The sequence below is a fragment of the Streptomyces sp. NPDC002265 genome, assembly GCF_040296125.1.
Lineage (GTDB): Bacteria > Actinomycetota > Actinomycetes > Streptomycetales > Streptomycetaceae > Streptomyces.
This window is the reverse complement of the sequence record NZ_JBEOWS010000181.1, coordinates 1-19,416: the sequence shown is the minus strand read 5'-3', so window position 1 is coordinate 19,416 and position 19,416 is coordinate 1. Positions and strand designations below refer to the sequence as shown.

At 72.6% G+C, this 19,416-nt stretch carries 11 protein-coding genes; 4 read left to right on the top strand and 7 right to left on the bottom strand.

Going from position 1 to position 19,416, the window contains the following annotated elements; genetic code table 11:
* Positions 1 to 90 precede the first annotated feature (90 nt).
* Positions 91 to 657 carry a DJ-1/PfpI family protein gene (locus tag ABT085_RS27635; RefSeq protein ID WP_351613422.1) on the bottom strand — a complete coding sequence of 189 codons (567 nt, stop codon included), beginning with the start codon at positions 655 to 657 and terminating at the stop codon, positions 91 to 93.
* Positions 658 to 1,500: 843 nt separating this feature from the next.
* On the opposite strand from ABT085_RS27635, the gene ABT085_RS27630 reads away from it, so the two are divergent.
* Together ABT085_RS27630 and ABT085_RS27625 are read left to right on the top strand one after the other, a co-directional pair.
* On the top strand, positions 1,501 to 6,441 hold the full coding sequence (locus tag ABT085_RS27630; protein WP_351613419.1) for an NAD-glutamate dehydrogenase: 4,941 nt from the start codon (positions 1,501 to 1,503) through the stop codon (positions 6,439 to 6,441).
* Positions 6,442 to 6,742: 301 nt separating this feature from the next.
* Positions 6,743 to 8,143: a putative glycosyltransferase family protein gene (locus ABT085_RS27625; protein ID WP_351613427.1), complete on the top strand. Its 1,401-nt coding sequence runs from the start codon at positions 6,743 to 6,745 to the stop codon at positions 8,141 to 8,143.
* A 31-nt stretch (positions 8,144 to 8,174) separates the two neighbouring features.
* Here the strand turns inward: ABT085_RS27625 and ABT085_RS27620 are convergent, their stop codons facing one another.
* The 4 genes from ABT085_RS27620 to ABT085_RS27605 form a co-directional block, all read right to left on the bottom strand.
* Positions 8,175 to 9,911: a glycosyltransferase family 2 protein gene (locus ABT085_RS27620; protein WP_351613416.1), complete on the bottom strand. Its 1,737-nt coding sequence runs from the start codon at positions 9,909 to 9,911 to the stop codon at positions 8,175 to 8,177.
* The gene (locus tag ABT085_RS27615) at positions 9,908 to 12,118 is read right to left on the bottom strand and encodes a CDP-glycerol glycerophosphotransferase family protein (RefSeq protein ID WP_351613414.1); all 2,211 of its coding nucleotides are present in this window, start codon (positions 12,116 to 12,118) and stop codon (positions 9,908 to 9,910) included. The genes ABT085_RS27620 and ABT085_RS27615 overlap by 4 nt, the downstream gene beginning before the upstream one ends.
* 272 nt (positions 12,119 to 12,390) lie before the next feature.
* Positions 12,391 to 13,266 (bottom strand): ABC transporter ATP-binding protein, encoded by an 876-nt coding sequence (locus tag ABT085_RS27610; RefSeq protein ID WP_351613412.1) that lies wholly within the window; start codon positions 13,264 to 13,266, stop codon positions 12,391 to 12,393.
* A complete protein-coding gene (locus ABT085_RS27605; protein WP_351613405.1) occupies positions 13,259 to 14,173 on the bottom strand; it encodes an ABC transporter permease in 915 nt (304 codons plus the stop codon). The genes ABT085_RS27610 and ABT085_RS27605 overlap by 8 nt, the downstream gene beginning before the upstream one ends.
* 318 nt (positions 14,174 to 14,491) lie before the next feature.
* Between ABT085_RS27605 and ABT085_RS27600 the strand changes: the two genes are divergently transcribed.
* Positions 14,492 to 15,130, top strand: coding sequence for a TetR/AcrR family transcriptional regulator (locus ABT085_RS27600; RefSeq protein WP_351613402.1), 639 nt, complete (start codon positions 14,492 to 14,494; stop codon positions 15,128 to 15,130).
* Here the strand turns inward: ABT085_RS27600 and ABT085_RS27595 are convergent.
* Entirely contained in the window at positions 15,117 to 16,817 is a 1,701-nt protein-coding gene (locus ABT085_RS27595) for a glycosyltransferase (protein ID WP_351613399.1), read from the bottom strand. The genes ABT085_RS27600 and ABT085_RS27595 overlap by 14 nt on opposite strands.
* On the bottom strand, positions 16,751 to 18,124 hold the full coding sequence (locus ABT085_RS27590; protein WP_351613396.1) for a glycosyltransferase 87 family protein: 1,374 nt from the start codon (positions 18,122 to 18,124) through the stop codon (positions 16,751 to 16,753). The genes ABT085_RS27595 and ABT085_RS27590 overlap by 67 nt, the downstream gene beginning before the upstream one ends.
* Before the next feature lie 92 nt (positions 18,125 to 18,216).
* On the opposite strand from ABT085_RS27590, the gene ABT085_RS27585 reads away from it, so the two are divergent.
* The coding region (locus ABT085_RS27585) for a glycosyltransferase family protein (protein WP_502982819.1) at positions 18,217 to 19,416 on the top strand (1,200 nt) is incomplete at its 3' end.

The following is a 19,416-nucleotide window of genomic DNA, read 5'->3' as shown; positions in this document are numbered from 1 at the left end:
TCCGGGGGGCGGGGGGGGCGCCGCGCCCGCGGGCGCGGGCGGGGGGGGGGGGCGGTGGGGGGGCGCCGCGCCGCCGGTTCGGGCCCTGGGTCAGGTGACCGGTGCCTTCGCGCGCAGCACCTTCAGGAACTCGCGCATCCAGGCGGAGTGGTCCGGCCAGGCCCGCGCGGAGACGAGGGTGCCGTCGACCACGGCCTCGCTGTCCTGGAAGGTGGCGCCGGCGGCCTGCATGTCCAGCTCCAGTGCCGGGTACGCCGTGACGCGGCGGCCGCGCAGGCTGTCCACCGCCGCGGTGAGCAGGGGGCCGTGGCAGATCTGGGCGACCGGCTTGTCCGTGTCGAAGAACGACTTCAGGATCTTGCGCAGCTCGGGGTCGTTGCGCAGGTACTCGGGGGCCCGGCCGCCGGGGATGACGACGGCGACGTACTGGCCCGGGTCCACCTCGGAGAAGGCGAGGTCCGCGGGCCAGGTGTAGCCGGGCTTCTCGGTGTAGGTGTCGAAGCCCGGTTCGAAGTCGTGGACGACGAAGCGGAGGGTCTTGCGGGTGGGGGCCGCGATGTGGACTTCGTAGCCTTCCTCGCGCAGGCGCTGGTAGGGGTAGAGGACCTCCAGGGACTCTGCTGCATCGCCGGTCAGGACGAGGATTTTCGCGGGCATGTCGGGCGGCTCCCCTCGGGCGGGCGTGGGCTGTCCTGGGCAACGTGCCGGGTGCGGGCGGGGTTGCCAAGAGGCGCGGTCGTTTTCAGGGTGCGTGAAGCTGGGGGCGGCGTCGACTTTTCTCGCCCCCGCCGCCCTTACCCGTCCCATCCCGGGGCCCCGCCCCCCGGACCCCGGGCGGGGCTTCGCCCCTGCGCCCCGATCGGCCTGGACGGCCTCGTCCTCAAATGCCGGACGGGCTGGGATTGCCGGGTGGGCCTTCGGTCAAGCGCCGGACGGGCTGGGATGGTCACGGTCGGCCTGCGGCCAGGCGCCGGACGGGCTGGGATGGTCACGGTCGGCCTGCGGCCAGGCGCCGGACGGGCTGGGATTGCTGGGGTGGGTGGGGGCAGTGCATGGTCCGGCTTTCTTTGCCCCTGTGCAGAGTGTCAAAGTTCCACCCCCTGTTTTGTACACATACGGCTCATGACGGGTCCCCCGTGGAGGGCGATAGCCTTAGTGGCGTGATCAGCGCGATAGCTCGCGGGGGCACCGTTGCCTCCGCCCTGCGCCCGGGACGCACGGACTACATCCGTGACCGGGCGGCGGTCGCTGGTCCTCGCGGGCGGGACGGGGCCTCGAAGGCCCCCAGGACGCCGTACACATCACCGGGCGGGACGCGGCAGAGAGCAGCGTCACACCACGCACGGGTGTCGAACATGGCTGATAGACCCCCGCTCTTCTCACCCTGCGGCATAGCGTCGGAACCGACCGGAGACCCCGCGTCGTGGCGTTGTACCGGAGGGCGCGAGACCGTACACCCTTCTACGTCACGCAACGGCGCGCGACAGGAGCCAGAGGACAATGCAGACCAAGCTGGACGAAGCCAAGGCCGAGCTGCTCGAGAGGGCCGCCCGGGTCGCTGAGAACAGCCCGGTCGGGGGGCACCTACCGACTGGGACGACGAGCCAGGGGACCCCGGACCGGGACACCGTGCTCGCGTTCCTCCAGCGCTACTACCTGCACACCGCCCCGGAGGACCTCTCCGGCCGTGACCCGGTCGATGTCTTCGGAGCCGCCTTCTCGCACTATCGCCTGGCGGAAAACCGTCCGCAGGGCACCGCCAACGTCCGGGTGCAGACCCCGACCGTCGAGGAGAACGGCTGGACGTCCAGCCACTCCGTCGTCGAGGTCGTCACCGACGACATGCCCTTCCTCGTGGACTCGGTGACCAACGAGCTCACCCGCCAGGGGCGTGGCATCCACGTCGTCATCCACCCGCAGGTCATCGTCCGCCGCGATGTCACCGGCAAGCTCGTCGAGGTGCTCACCGAGCCGCCCGCCGGCTCGATGCCGCACGACACGCACACCGAGTCCTGGATCCACGTCGAGATCGACCGGGAGACCGACCGCGCCGACCTGAAGCAGATCACCGCCGATCTGCTGCGGGTGCTCTCCGACGTCCGCGAGGCCGTCGAGGACTGGGAGAAGATGCGGGCCACCGCCGCCCGGGTCGCCGACGAGATCTCGGACGAGCCCGTGCCCGCCGACCTGGCCCGGCCCGAGGTCCAGGAGGCCCGCGAGCTGCTGCGCTGGCTGGCCGCCGACCACTTCACCTTCCTCGGCTACCGCGAGTACCAGCTGCGCGGCGACGACTCCCTCGCCGCCGTCCCCGGCACGGGCCTGGGCATCCTGCGCTCCGACCCGCACCACTCCGAGGAAGAGGGCCACCCGGTGAGCCCCTCCTTCGAGCGGCTGCCCGCCGACGCCCGCGCCAAGGCCCGTGAGCACAAGCTCCTCGTGCTGACCAAGGCCAACAGCCGCTCCACCGTGCACCGGCCGTCGTACCTCGACTACGTGGGCGTGAAGAAGTTCGACGCGGACGGCAACGTCGTCGGCGAGCGGCGCTTCCTGGGACTGTTCTCCTCCGCCGCCTACACCGAGTCCGTCACCCGCGTGCCGGTCATCCGGCGCAAGGTCGACGAGGTCCTCCAGCGCGCCGGGTTCTCGCCCAACAGCCACGACGGGCGCGACCTGCTCCAGATCCTGGAGACCTACCCGCGCGACGAGCTGTTCCAGACGCCGGTCGACGAGCTCCAGTCCATCGTCACGTCCGTGCTGTACCTCCAGGAGCGCCGCCGGCTGCGGCTCTACCTGCGCCAGGACGAGTACGGGCGCTACTACTCCGCGCTGGTCTACCTGCCCCGCGACCGCTACACCACCGGTGTCCGGCTGCGGATCATCGACATCCTGAAGGAGGAGCTCGGCGGCATCAGCGTCGACTTCACCGCCTGGAACACCGAGTCGATCCTGTCCCGGCTGCACTTCGTCGTGCGGGTCCCGCAGGGCACCGAGCTGCCGCAGCTCAGCGACTCCGACAAGGACCGCATCGAGGCCCGTCTGGTGGAGGCCGCGCGGTCCTGGGCCGACGCGTTCGCCGAGGCGATGAACGCCGAGTGCGGCGAGGAGCGGGCCGCCGAGCTGCTGCGCCGCTACGGCAGCGCCTTCCCCGAGGGTTACAAGGCCGACCACACCGCGCGTGCCGCGGTCTCCGACCTCGTCCACCTGGAGCGCCTGAGCGACGAGGCGGGCAACGACTTCTCGCTCAGCCTGTACGAGCCGGTGGGCGCGGGACCCGACGAGCGCCGCTTCAAGATCTACCGCAAGGGCGCCGCGATCTCCCTCTCCGCGGTGCTGCCGGTCCTCAACCGGCTCGGCGTCGAGGTGATCGACGAGCGGCCGTACGAACTGCGCTGCTCGGACCGCAAGAGCTCCTGGATCTACGACTTCGGTCTGCGGATCCCCAAGTCCTTGGGCGGCGGCAACGGCGACTACCTGGGCGAGGACGGCCGCGAGCGCTTCCAGCAGGCGTTCGAGGCCACCTGGACCGGCAAGGCGGAGAACGACGGCTTCAACGCCCTCGTGCTGAGCGCCGGGCTGACCTGGCGGCAGGCGATGGTGCTGCGGGCGTACGCCAAGTACCTGCGCCAGGCGGGCTCCACCTTCAGCCAGGACTACATGGAGGACACCCTCCGCAACAACGTCCACACCACCCGTCTGCTCGTCTCCCTCTTCGAGGCGCGGATGGCGCCGGAGCGCCAGAGGGCCGGCCTGGAGATCGTCGACGCCCTCCTGGAGGAGCTCGACGCCGCCCTCGACCAGGTGGCGTCCCTCGACGAGGACCGGATCCTGCGGTCCTTCCTGACCGTGATCAAGGCGACCCTGCGGACGAACTTCTTCCAGGAGGCCGAGCCGGGCACGCCGCACGCCTACGTCTCCATGAAGTTCGACCCGCAGGCGATCCCCGATCTCCCGGCGCCGCGTCCGGCGTTCGAGATCTGGGTGTACTCGCCGCGGGTGGAGGGTGTGCACCTGCGCTTCGGCAAGGTCGCGCGCGGTGGTCTGCGCTGGTCCGACCGGCGTGAGGACTTCCGGACCGAGATCCTGGGCCTGGTCAAGGCGCAGATGGTCAAGAACACGGTCATCGTGCCGGTCGGCGCCAAGGGCGGCTTCGTCGCCAAGCAGCTGCCGGACCCGGCCGTCGACCGGGACGCGTGGCTGGCCGAGGGCATCGCCAGCTACCAGACCTTCATCTCGGCGCTGCTGGACATCACCGACAACATGGTGGCCGGCGAGGTCGTGCCCCCGGCGGACGTCGTGCGCCACGACGAGGACGACACCTACCTGGTGGTCGCGGCCGACAAGGGCACGGCGACGTTCTCGGACATCGCCAACGAGGTCGCGCAGTCGTACAACTTCTGGCTCGGCGACGCCTTCGCCTCCGGCGGCTCGGCCGGCTACGACCACAAGGCCATGGGCATCACCGCCCGCGGCGCCTGGGAGTCCGTCAAGCGGCACTTCCGGGAGCTGGGCGTGAACACCCAGGTCGAGGACTTCACGGTCGTCGGCGTCGGCGACATGTCCGGTGACGTGTTCGGCAACGGCATGCTGCTGAGCGAGCACATCCGCCTGGTCGCCGCCTTCGACCACCGGCACATCTTCATCGACCCGAACCCGGACGCGGCCACCTCCTACGCCGAGCGCCGCCGGCTGTTCGAACTGCCGCGCAGCTCCTGGGCCGACTACGACAGCGAGCTGATCTCCGCGGGCGGCGGCGTCTTCCCGCGCACGGCGAAGTCCATCCCGGTCAACGCCCACATCCGCGAGGCGCTCGGCATCGAGGCCAAGGTCGCCAAGCTGACCCCCGCCGACCTGATGAAGGCGATCCTCCAGTCCCCCGTGGACCTGCTGTGGAACGGCGGCATCGGTACGTACGTCAAGGCGTCCACCGAGAGCCAGGCGGACGTCGGCGACAAGGCCAACGACCCGATCCGCGTCGACGGCCGCGACCTGCGGGTCAAGGTCGTCGGCGAGGGCGGCAACCTGGGCCTGACCCAGCTCGGCCGGATCGAGTTCGCGCTCCAGGGCGGCCGGATCAACACCGACGCCATCGACAACAGCGCCGGCGTGGACACCTCCGACCACGAGGTGAACATCAAGATCCTGCTCAACGGTCTGGTCGCGGAGGGCGACATGACCGTCAAGCAGCGCAACAAGCTGCTCGCCGAGATGACCGACGAGGTCGGCGCGCTGGTCCTGCGCAACAACTACGCGCAGAACACGGCGATCGCCAACGCCCTCGCCCAGTCCAACGACATGCTGCACGCGCAGCAGCGCTTCCTGCGCCACCTGGTGCGCGAGGGTCACCTCGACCGGGCGCTGGAGTTCCTGCCCAGCGACCGCCAGATCCGGGAGCGCCTGAACACCGGCCAGGGCCTGACCAGCCCGGAGACGGCCGTCCTGATGGCGTACACGAAGATCACGGTCGCCGAGGAGCTGCTGCACACCTCGCTGCCCGACGACCCGTATCTGCGCGGCCTGCTGTACGCGTACTTCCCGACGGCGCTGCGCGAGCGATTCGCCGAGCACCTCGACAGCCACCCGCTGCGCCGTGAGATCACCACGACCGTGCTGGTCAACGACACGGTCAACACCGGTGGTACGACGTATCTGCACCGGCTGCGCGAGGAGACCGGCGCGTCGCTGGAGGAGATCGTCCGGGCGCAGACCGCGGCCCGCGCGATCTTCCGCGCGGCGCCCGTGTGGGACGCGGTCGAGGACCTCGACAACAAGGTCGACGCCGTCGTCCAGACCCGGATCCGGCTGCACTCGCGCCGCCTGGTCGAGCGCGGTACCCGCTGGCTGCTCAACAACCGGCCGCAGCCGCTCCAGCTCGCCGAGACGGTCGAGTTCTTCTCCGAGCGGGTCGAGCAGGTCTGGCAGCAGCTGCCGAAGCTGCTGCGCGGCGCGGACCTGGAGTGGTACCAGCACGTCTACGACGAGCTGACGGGCGCGGGCGTCCCGGACGAGCTGGCCACGCGGGTGGCCGGGTTCTCCTCCGCCTTCCCGGCCCTCGACGTGGTCTCGGTCGCCGACCGCATGGGCAAGGAGCCGCTGGACGTCGCCGACGTCTACTACGACCTCGCCGACCGTCTGCACATCACCCAGCTCATGGACCGCATCATCGAGCTGCCCCGTTCGGACCGCTGGCAGTCCATGGCCCGCGCCTCCATCCGTGAGGACCTGTACGCGGCCCACGCGGCCCTCACCGCGGACGTCCTGGCCGTCGGCAACGGCACCTCGACGCCGGAGCAGCGCTTCGAGGCGTGGCAGGAGAAGAACGCGGCGATCCTGGGCCGGGCGCGTACGACGCTGGAGGAGATCCAGGGTTCGGACACGTTCGACCTGGCCAACCTGTCGGTGGCCATGCGGACCATGCGGACGCTGCTGCGCACGCATTCCTAGCGCGTCCGGCGCATCCGTAGCGCATTCGCAGCGCGCGTTCCAGCATGCGAGAGAGGGAAGCCCCGGCCGCACCGGCCGGGGCTTCCCCCTTTTCTCGTCCGCCTGGTGGAAAGGGCCGCACTTAAACCGGCCCGCATTCACCGTCAATCACGCGAATAGCTGCCTTTTCTGCCTATTCATCACAACTGTCTTAAAGTGTCGCAAGTGACAGTGAATCCGTCGTTCCGGTCCGGTGCGCGGCGTACCGCATAGGGCGACCGCGGCCCTCGCGCCGACGGCCCTGGCGCTGGTCCTGGTCCTCATGCTCCTGGTGATCGTCCGTCTGCCCTGGGCGGGCGATCTCGGCATGCACGCGGCGACCGTGGAGCGTCTGCGGCACCATCTGGCCGATCCGGGCAACCCGCTGGTCGACGCCGACACGCCTAGCCCGTACTACTCGCCGTGGACCCTGCTGCTGGGGTGCGTCGCGCGGGTGACGGGCCTGCCGGTCTTCGCCGTCCTGCGCATCGGGGCGCTGGTGGGGCTCGGCCTGCTGGTGAGCGGGGTCTGGCGGTACGTGCGGACGCTGAGCCGGCATCCCGCGGCACCCGCGCTGGTGCTGCTGTGCCTGGTGTTCCTCTGGGGTACGACCCTGTTCGAGTGGAGCGGCTTCCTCGGGCTGAACTCCCTCGCGCTGACGGTGTCGTATCCGAGCGTGCCGGCGCTGGGGCTCGCCTTCCACTTCTGGGCGTGGCTGGCGCCGGCGGTGCGGGAGCCCGGCGGACGGGGGGCCTGGCTCGGGCTCGGGGCGCTGTGGGCGGCGATCCTGCTCTGCCACCAGTTCTCGGGCGTCGTGGCCTCGCTCGGCGCGCTCGCCACGGTGCTCGCCGCGCGGCCCGCGCGAGCGGTGTGGGGCCGGGCCGCGGCAGGTCTGGTGCTGGGGCTGCTGGTGCTGTGGCTGTGGCCGTACTACGACTTCTTCGCGCTCTTCGGGGCCGGTTCGGGGCTGGAGTCGGTGCACCGGGCGCTGTACCGGGACCTGGTGGGACGGTTCTGGCTGGTGCTCCTCGGCGTGGTGGCGCTGGGGCTGCGGTGGTGGCGCGACCGGTGGGATCCGCTGGTCCTGTTCTTCGCGCTCGGGCTCGTGGTGTGCACGGGGGGCTGGCTGAGCGGGGACTACTCCTGGGGCCGTGCGCTGCCCGCGGTGCTGATCCCGGCGCAGACCGCCGCCGCGCTGGAGACGGTGACGGCCGGACGGCGCCGGGTGCGGACCGCCTGGGCGTGTGTGCTCGGCGTGGCGCTGGTGGTGGGGGCGTGGACCCAGGCCGGGACGCTGGGGTACGTCGTCCCGCGCGGGCGGCTGCCCGAGGCGGTGGCGGCTAAGTACCGGCAGCCCTGGGTCGGGTACCGGTGGATCACCCCGTGGGTGAGGTACGGGGACGTGGTGCTGGCCCGGACGTTCGCGGCGCGGCAGATCCCGGCCTACGGTCCGTACACCGTGGCTCCCGGGTATCCCGACTTCTTCCTGCCGGACGAGGCCCGGCGGTCGGACGCTGTGCGCAGGTACTTCGCGGCGGGGACGGCACCGGGGGTGCGGCGCGACATCGCGCGGGCGTACGGGGTGCGGTGGGTGGTCGACCGGGGCGCCCTGCGGGAGACCGGCGGGCTGCGGAGGGTGGCCCGGGGGCCGGGCGGACAGGTGCTGTACGCCGTCGTGCCGTGACATCCCCCGGTCGCCCTGCCGCCGTGTGCCGTCATCTCAGCACGCTGCGCACCAGCCGGGCCGCTCGTCTCACCTTCGGCGGCGCTACCTTGCGTGCCAGTGGCTGTACGAGGTGTGCCGTCACGCCCACCGGTGTCCACCGCACCTGGAGACGGCCCGGGTTGCGCCCTTCCGGTTCCACCGTCACCTGGTGGGGCGCGGTGCCCGAGCGGTAGCCGATGCGGGCGGTGAGGGCCGGGAAGGCGAGCGGCGCCAGCAGGAGCGAGGTGTGCGCGAGGCCGTTCTGTTCGAGGCGGAGCAGCGGGTGACGCACTCCGGCGAAACCCTGCACGGGCGGGGCGGCGGCCACGAGATCGAGGTGGACGCGCCCCTCGAAGACGCCGGGGCGGACCGGGAGCAGCCGGAAGGGGACCGTGAGCCGCCGGCCGGGGGTGAGCAGGAGACAGGCGCGCTGCGGGCCGACGGCCAGCCGCAGTCCCGGGTCGTAGGTGCGCACGGCCAGGTCGAGCGAGGCGCCGGGCCCCGGGGTCAGCTCGACGATCTCGTGGCGCAGCAGCGCGCCGGGGAAGGGGCGGGTATCCAGCTCCAGGTCCGTGACGTCCAGCTCGCGGCGGGAGCGCGGGCCCTGCGCGACCGTGTCCCCCCAGTAGGTCCGGCCCTGCGCGTCCGCGGTCACCGTCCGGGGGGCCACACCGTGGCCCAGCCCCCGGGCCGCCACCCTGACCTGCTCGGTACGGCCCTCGCGGACCAGTTGGAGGACCACCCGCTCGGCCCGCGGGAGCCGGGCGTACGCGCCCGGCGCGAGCGTCGCCAGATACGGGTTCACGATCTGCGCGAACGACTCCAGCCACGCGTCGTCCCGGTAGGGCAGGTCCCCGGCGTACATGCGGAAGTCGTGCTTGAGGAACTTGTAGTCCTTGTCCTCGCGCAGCGACTCGTGCCCGCTCTCGGCCAGGAAGGTGTCGATCAGCCGCTGCACCCGGATGCGGTCGGCGACGTTGCCGAGCTTGTGCCGCTGGTTGGAGATCGACCTCGACCCCGAGTCCGCGTACGGCTCGATGTACCAGCGGTAGACCTGCTCCGGGATGATCGTGAACTCCTTGGCGAGGCAGTACGCCTGCGCCGTGAACAGCTGGTCCTCGTAGTGGATGCCCTCGGGGAAGCGCAGGCCGTGCCGGTCGAGGAAGGCGCGCGCGTACATCTTGCTCGTCGACAGGTGCTCGAACAGCAGCCGCGGGTCGGCCTCGATGCCCTCCACCGTGCGGCGCCGGTCGACCAGATGGGGCATCCAGGTGGAGCGGCGCCCGGTGTCGATGCGCACCCGCTGCACGGCGCCCATCGTGAAGTCGACCTCGCGCTCGCGGTGGGCGGCCAGCAGCAGCTCGACGGCGTCGGCCGGAAGCTCGTCGTCGCTGTCCAGGAACATCAGGTACGGGGCGCGGGCGATCTCCAGCGCGCGGTTGCGCGGGGCGCTGCACCCGCCGCTGTTCTCGGGCAGCCGCAGGTACAGGATCCGCGGGTCCTCGGCCGCCAGCCGGCGGGCCACCTCCGGGGTGGCGTCGGTGGAGTGGTCGTCGCTGATGATGATCTCGATGTCGGCGTGCGTCTGGCGGCGCAGTGAGGCGACGGCACGCGGGAGGCGCTCGGCGTCGTTGTAGACGATCACCGTGACCGTGACATCGGGGGTGTCGGGCGTGTCGGGGCCCTCGGGGGTGTCGGCGAGGTCAGGGGTGTGCGGGACGTCGGGAGCGGCCTCGGGTGTGGTCATCGGGCGTCCGCCTCCTGCGGGGTCGGGGCCGGCGTCCGTTCGTCGACGGGGGCCGGCCGGGGCAGCGACTGCTCGCTCTCGCCGAGGAAGACCCGGCGTACGACCCGCTCGGCGGCGCGTCCGTCGTCGTACTCGCAGAAGCGGCGCCGGAAGGCGGCCCGCGCCTTGGTCGCGCGTTCGTCGCGCCAGGCGTCCGAGGCGAGGATCTCGGTCAGTTCCTCCTGGGTGCGGGCCACCTGGCCCGGCGCCTCGGCCGTCAGGTCGAAGTAGACGCCCCGGGTCGTCGCGTACGTCTCCCAGTCGTCGGCGTAGATCACGATCGGGCGGTCGAGGTTGGCGTAGTCGAACATGATGGACGAGTAGTCCGTGACCAGCGCGTCGGCGGCCAGGGCGAGTTCCTCGACCGGGTCGTAGCAGGAGACGTCGATGACGCGCCCGGTGCGGCGCAGGCCGGCCAGGGGCGACGCCGCACCGCCGTAGAAGTAGTGGCCGCGGACGAGCAGGACGGTGTTCTCGCCGAGCCGGTCGGCGAGGGCGGCGAGGTCCAGGCGCGGGGTCCAGCCGGCCTCGTAGTCGCGGTGGGTGGGGGCGTACAGGACGGCCCGCCGGCCGGGGGCGATGCCCAGGCGGGCGCGGACCGCGCGGACGTCCGCCGCGCCGGCCGTGTAGTAGACGTCGTTGCGCGGGTAGCCGTGGTCCAGGGAGACGTAGCGGGCCGGGTAGGCGCGCTCCCACATCCGGGTGGAGTGGCTGTTGGCGGAGACGCTGTAGTCCCACTTGTCGACGCGGGCCAGCAGCGCGGCGAAGTCGATGCCCTGCGCGGCGGCCGGGAAGCGCATCTGGTCCAGGCCCATGTGCTTGAGCGGGGTGCCGTGGTGGGTCTGGAGGTGGACCGCGTCCGGGCGTTTGATCACCGCGTCGGCGAAGTTGACGTTGTTGACCAGGTACGTGGCGCTCGCCAGGACGTCCCAGTAGCGGGGGGTGCCGGGGACGACGTGGTCCGTGCCGGGCGGCAGCAGCGCGGCGTTCGCCGCCGACACCACCCACACCTGGTGGATCCGCGGGGCCAGCTCGGTGAGCTTGGCGGCGATCGCGGCCGGGTTGCAGGCGATCCCGCGGTTCCAGTAGGCGGAGAACACCGCGAGGCCGGGGTCGGCCGGGCGGCCGAGCGCGCTGCGGTAGCGGTGGTCGCGGAACTTCGCGCCGATCCTGCGGCTCTGGGTGCGCACGGCCGATCTGGCCGTGCGGCGCGTGCGGTTGGCGGCCTGGAAGGCCCGGTACCTGGTGTACGCGCCCTCCTCCAGCAGGGCGCGGCGTACGCCTTCGAAGCCGGCCGGGCGCTGGTGGCGCTCCGGGCGCCCGCGGACCGCGGCGAGCGAGGCCCGGCGGAAGAACTCCCGTGCCACCGCCTCCGGCATCGGGGAGCGGGCGAAGGTGCGCAGGCAGTCCTGGACCATCACGTCGTACAGCACGGCGTGCGCGCCGGGGCGGTCCGGCGCGGTACGGGCGAGGAGCGACTCGTAGCGGTCGATCAAGGAGTAACGATCCTGCGGGGTGGCCCGGGGGAGGCTCTCCGGGCGCGGCTCGCGGTGCTCGTAGGCGACGTGGGGCAGGCAGGCGACGCGCCCGGCGTGCAGCAGGGCGGCGTAGGCGGCGAACGGCTCGTCGTCCGTGCCGAGGTCCTGCGTGTGCGCCCGCCAGAAGTCGGCGCGGACGGCCCGGTTGCCGAGGAGCGGGGCGAGCCGCAGCAGCTGCGGGGCCTGGTCCAGGACGACGGCGGTCGGGCCCGTGCGGGCCAGCAGCAGGCCGTCCGGGGAGGGCGCCCCCGTCGTCTGCCAGGTGGAACGGACGTGGTCGAAGAGCAGTACGTCCACCGGGTCCGGTGCCCCGGTCAGTTCGGCGGCCCGTTCGGCGACCGCGTGCGGGGCACCGGCCGGCAGTCCGTCGCCGGCGCGGACGAAGTGCAGCCAGCGCCCGGACGCCCGTGCGGCTCCCGCGGCCCTGGCCTCGGCGTCCCCGGTGCCGGCCGGCAGGGGCAGCACGGTCAGCTCGGACGCGTGCCCCTGGGCGGTCTCACGGGCCCACTCGCCCACCGCGGCGACGATCACCTCGACGTCCGGGAGCGGATGGGCGGCCAGGCCGTCGAGGAGGGCGGCCAGTCGGCCCTGGGTGTTCGGGCCGTGGACGATGACGCTGAGCTCGGGCATCGCGGTGGTCTCCTTCGCGTGGGTGACCTCTCGTCGTCGTCCGCCTTGTCGTCGGCCGGGCGCACCTTTCTGGACATATTGGCACTGATCTGATGAAAAGGTTGAAAGTGGTTGCTGTGGCGGCGTGATTAGCCCGAATGATCCGGGCGCCGGATGTGCCGGGGCCCGGTCGCGGTCGTGCCGGTCGCGGTCGTGCCGTGCGCCGGAAACGCCGAGGCCCGGCCGCGGTCGTGTCGGGTGTCACGATCGTGGCCGGGCCGTCGCGGTCCGGATCAGGAGTGCAGGGCGACCTTCTGCTGCCGCAGCTCGGCCTGCGTCTCCCGCAGCGGCCGCGGCGCCGGGCCGTTGCCGTTGGTGAACGCCTCGTACTCCTCCATGACCTCTTCCGTGGGGCCGTCCATGAGCAGCTCGCCGCGCTCCAGCCACAGCACGCGGTCGCAGGTGTCGCGGATCGCCTTGGCGCCGTGGCTGACCAGGAACACCGTGCCGGCCTCCTTGCGCAGCTCACGGATGCGCTCCTCGGAGCGGACCTGGAACTTGCGGTCGCCGGTGGCCAGGGCCTCGTCGATCATCAGGACGTCGTGGTCCTTGGCGGCGGCGATGGCGAAGCGCAGCCGGGCGCCCATGCCGGAGGAGTAGGTGCGCATCGGCAGGCTGATGAAGTCGCCCTTCTCGTTGATGCCGGAGAAGTCGACGATCGACTGGTAGCGCTCCTTGATCTCCTCGCGGGGCATGCCCATGGCGAGACCGCCCAGGATGACGTTCCGCTCGCCCGTGAGGTCGCCCATCAGGGCCGCGTTGACGCCGAGCAGGGAGGGCTGGCCGTCGGTGTAGACCCGGCCGGTCTCGGGCGGCAGCAGGCCGGCGATGGCCCGCAGCAGCGTCGACTTGCCGGAGCCGTTGGTGCCGACCAGGCCGATGGCCTCGCCCCGGTAGGCGACGAAGGACACGTCCTTCACCGCGTGCACCTTGCGCACGCCCGCAGCCTGCTCGGCCTTGCCGCGGCGCAGGATGCGGTTGAGGGCGGCGGTCGCGGTGCCGCGGCCGCCGCCGGTGCCGTTGACCCGGTAGACGATGTTGACGCGGTCGGCGATGACGGTGGGGATCCGCTCGCCTGCGGAAGTCGGGGAAGTCGGGTTCTCAGCCACGGCCGTACGTCTCCTCAGCCTTCCAGAAGTAGATGAAGCCACCGACGCCGGCGACCAGCGCCCAGCCCGTCGAGACGATCCACACGTGCGGCGGCAGCTGGCTCGCGTGGAAGCTGTCGATCAGGGCGAAGCGCATCAGGTCGATGTAGACGGCGGCGGGGTTGCACTGGAGCGCCGTCAGCGCCCAGTGGGGCAGATCGTCGTGGCTGAGCACCTTGTCGATGCTCCACATCACGCCGGAGACGTACATCCAGGTGCGCAGGATGAACGGCATCAGCTGCGCGATGTCCGGCGTCTTCGCGCCCATCCGGGCCATGACCATCGACACACCGGTGTTGAACACGAACTGGAGCGCCAGGGCGGGCAGCACCAGCAGCCAGGACATGCTGACCGGCACACCGAAGCAGAGCAGGATGACGATCAGCGCGACCATCGAGAACAGCAGCTGCTGGAGCTGCTGGAGGCAGAAGGAGATCGGCAGGGCCGCCCGCGGGAAGTGCAGGGCCCGTACGAGGCCGATGTTGCCGGAGATCGCCCGGGTGCCCGCCATGATCGAGCTCTGGGTGAACGTCCACACGAACACACCCGTGACAAGGAACGGCACGAAGTCGGGGACACCGTGCGAGGTGCCCAGCAGAATGCCGAAGATGAAGTAGTACACCGCCGCGTTGAGCAGCGGGTTCATCACTTGCCAGAGCTGCCCCAGCTTCGCCTGGCTGTACTGTGCAGTGAGCTTGGCGGTGGCGAAAGCACTGATGAAGTGGCGTCGCGCCCAGAGCTGACGGATGTACTCCGGCAGGGAGGGGCGGGCGCCACTGACCGCGAGGCCGTGGCGGGCGGCCAGGGCCGAGAGGTCGTCGTCGGCCGGGGCCGGGGTGGGGGGCGGTGTGTGGAGGACCTGGCTCACATCCGCTGCTTTCGTTCGGGGGAGGGGGTGGGTGCGTCCGGCCGGGAACCGGGGCCGTCGCCCGTGGTTTCCCGACGTTTTCTGTGCATTTAGTCACGTCGGGACGGCACCGTATCGTCGCAACGTGAGCGTAGGACGAGTTGGCGTCGGAACGCAACCGTTTCGTCGTGACGACCTACGCGGGGACGAGACCGTATCGACGCCGGGCCGAGACATTTCGTGGTCAAGGGGTGGCAGGAGGGGGCGGGTGTCGTGAGGATGGATCCGTTGCGCCGCCACGCTTTGCGTGGGGACGGGACCGTATCGTCGTAACGCCCTATGCTGTTCGGCATGACGACGAACGCCGAGGAGTCCCAGACGCGTCCGCGCCGCCGCAGCCCGGCGGGAGCCGCCGTACTCCGCGAGGATGTGACGGAGGCCATTCGCGCGGCCGTCTTCGAGGAGCTCGCGGCCGTCGGCTACGCACGGATGTCGATCGAGGGCATCGCCCGCCGCGCGGGGGTCGGCAAGACGGCGGTCTACCGCCGCTGGCGCTCCAAGCTCCACCTCGTCCTCGACGTCGTCTCGGCGATCGCCGTGCAGGGCCTGCCCACCCCGGACACGGGGTCCCTGGAGGGTGACCTGCGGCTGCTGTACGAGATGACCTCCCGTGCGCTGCGCCACCCCGTTGCCTCGCAGATCATCCCGGACCTCCAGGCCGAGGCGGCCCGCAACCCCGAGATCGCCGAGGCCGTGCAGAACACGCTGCGCGAGGGGCAGGAGGGCGTGGCCAGCGGGATCGTCGCGGCGGCGAAGCTGCGCGGCGAGGTCCGGCAGGGCATCGACGAGGAACTCGCCCTCGACCTGATCTCCGGCCCGCTGTACTGGCGCTCGGTGGTGATCCGCAGCCCGAAGCTCCCCAAGGGATACCTGGGCGCCCTGGCGCGGGCGACCACGGCGGCACTCAAGGCTCTGTGATCCGCCCGGCGGCACCCCTCTGTTCCGCGCGCGGCGGCGGCCGGTGCCGCTCTCGGACGATCAGCCGGCGCAGCCTCGCATGGGCGACGGAGACGATTCCCCCCGCTCCCGGCGCCAGCCGCAGGGCCAGCGCCCCGGAGTGGGTGGCGTAGGGCTGCACGAGGACGACGGCGTGCCGGGCGCTCACCACGGCGCGACGGCGCAGCAGACCCGCGCCCCCGACGGCGTGCGCCGTCGTCTCGCGGCTCGCGCCGTCCGCGAACAGCACCCGCAGCCGCAGGTCCCAGGTGCCCGTGCCGTACGCCGCCAGCGCGGCCAGGTCCACCGGTGTCTCGGCGGTCCAGGTGCCGTCCGGGGCGGGTGCGAGCGCGGCGGTACGGCGCCACCGGGCGTCCCCGGTGCGCGTGGCGCCGGCCCGGCCCGGCGCGCCGTCGCGCGGCCGCCACTCCACCTCCAGCGCCTCGGGCCCCGCCGCCGCCATCCGGCCGTACAGCTCGTGCAGGCGCAGCCGCAGCACGGTGCCCCGCGCGCGGGGCCGCAGCCGTGCGTCGACGGCGACCGGAAGGAGCAGGACCGGGCAGGTCAGCAGGGAGTCCAGGGTGACCTGGGGGAGGTCGGCGGACCAGACGGGCGTGCCGTCGGCCGCGCGCGCGTAGGGCGGCAGCAGACGTGCCGGGCGGGCGGCCAGCTCGCCGAGCCGGGGCAGGTCGCGCGGTCCGGGGGAGGCCAGGACGACCTGCGCGAGGAGACGGCCCGGGGCGGCGGGGCGGGCACCGAGGTCGGCGGCGTCGTACGCCGCGAGGTACTCCCGGGTGTGCGCCCACCAGTCGTGCCGGTACGACTCGTCGCGCAGCCCCAGTTCACGCAGGTACAGGCGCAGCTCGTGGTCGAGGAACTTGGCGCGCGCCGCCCGCGCGAGCTCCTTCTGCCCGGCGCCCAGCAGGATCTCGTGGGCGGCCCGGCTCGCCCGGGTGCGGGCCCGCCAGTTGTCGATGCCCGCGCGGTCCAGGGAGATCGACAGCCGCTCGGCGGACCGGCGGACGTGCCACACGTACACCCGGTCCGGGACCAGGACGATGCGGGGGTCCGCGGCGAGCACGCGCGCGGTGAAGACGAAGTCCTCGTAGCGGAAGCCGCCCTCGGGGAAGCGGATGCCGTGCGAGGCCAGGAACGCGGTGCGGTAGAGCTTGTTGACGCAGAGCGTGTCGCGGACCAGCAGGGGGTGCTGCGCCGGGCGCCCGACCACGGCGCGCGCCGCGTACAGGCGCCGCTGCCAGGGCACCTCGCGCCCGGAGGGCAGCTCGCGGCGTACGCACAGCCCGCCGGCCACCTCGGCGTCCTCCTCGACCGCCGCGGTGAGCAGCGCGTCGACCGCGCCCGGCGGCAGTACGTCGTCGCTGTCGAGGAACATCACGTACGGCGCGGTGACCGTGTCGAGCCCGGTGTTGCGCGGGGTGCCGCAGCCGCCGCTGTTGACCGGGTGCCGTACCACCCGCAGCCGCGGCTCCGTCCCGGCGAGCCGGGTGAGCAGCTCGGCGCTGCCGTCGGTCGAGCAGTCGTCGACGGCGACGACCTCGCGGACGGCGGAGCCCTGCGCGAGGGCCGAGCGCACGGCGTCGGTCACATGCGCGGCGTCGTTGTGGCCGATGACGACGACGGAGACCTGGTGGGGGGCGAGGTGGGGCATGAGGTCCAGGGGGCCGAGTCGGAGGAGGGGCTTTCGGCGTGCCCGGCACGCCACGGACGGTCGGTGCGCCCGGCAGGTTCGGTGTGCCCGGCCCGCGGACGGCCGGTGGGTGCGGAGGGCTCCGCAGGGTCGGTGTGCGCGGACCGCCACAGACGGACGAACGACAGGACGGCGGCCGTGGCCAGCAGTCCGTTGCGGACGAACATCAGCGCACACCCGGTCCAGGTGGAGGCGACGACGTCGCTGTAGTAGAGGGGGAACACGACGGTGCTCACCGCGGTGGCCGCCACGATCAGCCAGGCCACCGGACGCTGGGTGGTGTGCCGCGAGGTCAGGCACACGGCGGCCAGGCCGAGCAGCCAGACCATGTACTGCGGGCTGATCACCCGGCTGGTGGCGGTGAACAGCAGCACGGCGCTCAGCGCGGCGTCGAGCGGGGTCGCCTCGGTCCACCGCCGGGCCCGCAGCCGCCACAGCACCAGCAGCCCGAAGACGACGGCGGTGAGGGCGAGCGCGATGTGCGCGACCGTGGTGACGTACGGGCCGGTGAACTCCATCGAGCCGTACCGGTAGTCCACCCGGCCCGGCCAGCCCGCACGGGTCGCAAGGTTGAGGACCGTGCCGCCGAGGGACTCGATCTGCACGCCCCGGCCGCCCTGCTGCCACAGGAACGCGAGGGGGTTGTGGAACAGCGCCGCGAGCGAGGCGAAGACCACGGCTCCCGCGATCGCCGCCCAGGTCCACGCCGACCGGGTGGCCCGCCCCTTCGCCACCCCCACCAGCACCAGCAGCGGCCACACCTTCACCAGCGCCGCCAGCGCCGCGATCGCCCCGCACACCCGGGGGGAGCGCGACAGCGCCAGCAGGGCGAGCATCGCGAGCACCGTGACCTGGACGTCGTAGCGCGCGAACGGCAGCCGCAGCAGCAGCGGCAGGGCGCCGACCCACAGCCCGGCCCCGAGCAGGCTGTGGCCGGGCCGCAGGCCGGTACGGGCCAGCGCCGCCGTGACCGACGCGTCCGCCGCGAGGGTGATGACGACGAACGCCTGGAGGTACGTCAGTCCCGGCAGCAGGCCGGGCGCGAGCAGCACCGCCCCGGCGCCCGGCGGGTACTGCCACAGCCGGTCGTGCGCCGGGAAGGCGCCGTGCGAGAGGACGACGTACCAGTGGTGGTACAGCCGCCACACCTCCCGCGCGACTCGGCCGCCCAGCAGCGGCAGGGAGTCGTGGGCGAGCAGCCACAGCATCAGGGCGCGGGTGACGAGCCAGGCGGAGGCCAGCGGAAGGAGGCGGTGGCGACGTGTCATCACGGCGGATCGTAAGCCGGACGGGTGCCTCATCCGAGGTGATACGCCGTCAATGCGCAAGAACCATTGATTAATAGTACAAAATCGGTGTCGTGGTGAGCGGAAGGCCGAGGCGCCCGGGCGGCGACGCGGCGGGCGCGGCGGGTGTCCTGGCGGTGGCCGTGCCCGCCGCCGTCATGCTCGGGCTCGGACTGTGGGACCTGGACCGCGGCGGCACCTGGCGCGACGAGGCCGTCACCCTTCAGGTCGCGCGGCGCTCGGTACCGCAGATCTGGCGGCTGCTGCACGGCGTGGACGCGGTGCACGGCCTCTACTACCTGTTCATGCACGCCGTCCTCGCCGTCCCCGGGTCCGGCGTGGTCGCGGACGAGGTCCTGCTGCGGCTGCCGTCCGTCGTCGCCGCGTCCGCCGCGGCCGGTCTGATGGCGGCGCTCGGCAGCCGGCTGGCCCGGCCGCGGGTCGGCCTGTGGGCCGGACTGCTGTACGCGATCACCCCGATGGTCGGTCACTACGCGCAGGAGGGCCGGTCGTACGCCCTGGTCGCGGCCGGGGCCGCCGGGGCGACGCTGTGGCTGGCGAAGGCCCTGGACGGGCGGCCGTGGTGGCCGTACGCGGTGCTCGTCGCCGTCACCTGCCTGCTGCACGAACTGGCGGTGCTGATGCTGCCCGCCCACGCCGTGACCCTCGCGCTCGCGCGGGCCGTACGCCGGGAGTGGTGCCGCTGGGCGGCCGCGGCCGGCGGCGCGCTGCTGCTGGTGTCGCCCCTGGCGCTCCTCTCGGGCCGGCAGTCGGGCCAGGTGGCGTGGCTGACGCCACCGGACGCCGGGGCGGCGCAGCGGCTGCTGTGGCAGTTCACCGGCCGCGCGGACTGGGCGTCGTGGGTGTACGTCGGCCTCGTCGTCGTGGCCGCGACGGCGCTGCGGCGCTCGGCGCTGGTCCGGGTGGCGCTGCCGCTGGCGGTGCTGCCGCCCCTGGCCCTGATGGCCCTGTCGCAGGTGCGGCCGATGTACGACGACCGGTACGTGCTGTTCGCGCTGGCGGGCGCGCCGCTGCTGGCGGCCGCCGGAGCCGACCGGGTGCTGCCTGCCGCGGCGCCGGGTCCGCCGTCCGCCGGCCCGTCCGTCCGGCCGCCCGCCGTCGCCCTCGCGGGTGTGTCCGCCGTCGCCCTCGCGTTCGTCGGGCAGCTGCCGCTGTACCGACTCGACCGCGATCCCGGCCGTCGTCCGGACAACCTCACCGCGGTCGCCGCGCTCGCCGCGCGCGAACTGGCGCCGGGCGACCCGGTGGTGTTC

What these genes read in the sequence shown, in the direction of transcription:
- ABT085_RS27635 (WP_351613422.1), bottom strand. Translation starts at nt 657, where the DNA reads ATGCCCGCGAAAATCCTCGTCCTGACCGGCGATGCAGCAGAGTCCCTG.
- ABT085_RS27630 (WP_351613419.1), top strand. Translation starts at nt 1,501, where the DNA reads ATGCAGACCAAGCTGGACGAAGCCAAGGCCGAGCTGCTCGAGAGGGCC.
- ABT085_RS27625 (WP_351613427.1), top strand. Translation starts at nt 6,743, where the DNA reads ATGCTCCTGGTGATCGTCCGTCTGCCCTGGGCGGGCGATCTCGGCATG.
- ABT085_RS27620 (WP_351613416.1), bottom strand. Translation starts at nt 9,911, where the DNA reads ATGACCACACCCGAGGCCGCTCCCGACGTCCCGCACACCCCTGACCTC.
- ABT085_RS27615 (WP_351613414.1), bottom strand. Translation starts at nt 12,118, where the DNA reads ATGCCCGAGCTCAGCGTCATCGTCCACGGCCCGAACACCCAGGGCCGA.
- ABT085_RS27600 (WP_351613402.1), top strand. Translation starts at nt 14,492, where the DNA reads ATGCTGTTCGGCATGACGACGAACGCCGAGGAGTCCCAGACGCGTCCG.
- ABT085_RS27595 (WP_351613399.1), bottom strand. Translation starts at nt 16,817, where the DNA reads ATGCCCCACCTCGCCCCCCACCAGGTCTCCGTCGTCGTCATCGGCCAC.
- ABT085_RS27590 (WP_351613396.1), bottom strand. Translation starts at nt 18,124, where the DNA reads ATGACACGTCGCCACCGCCTCCTTCCGCTGGCCTCCGCCTGGCTCGTC.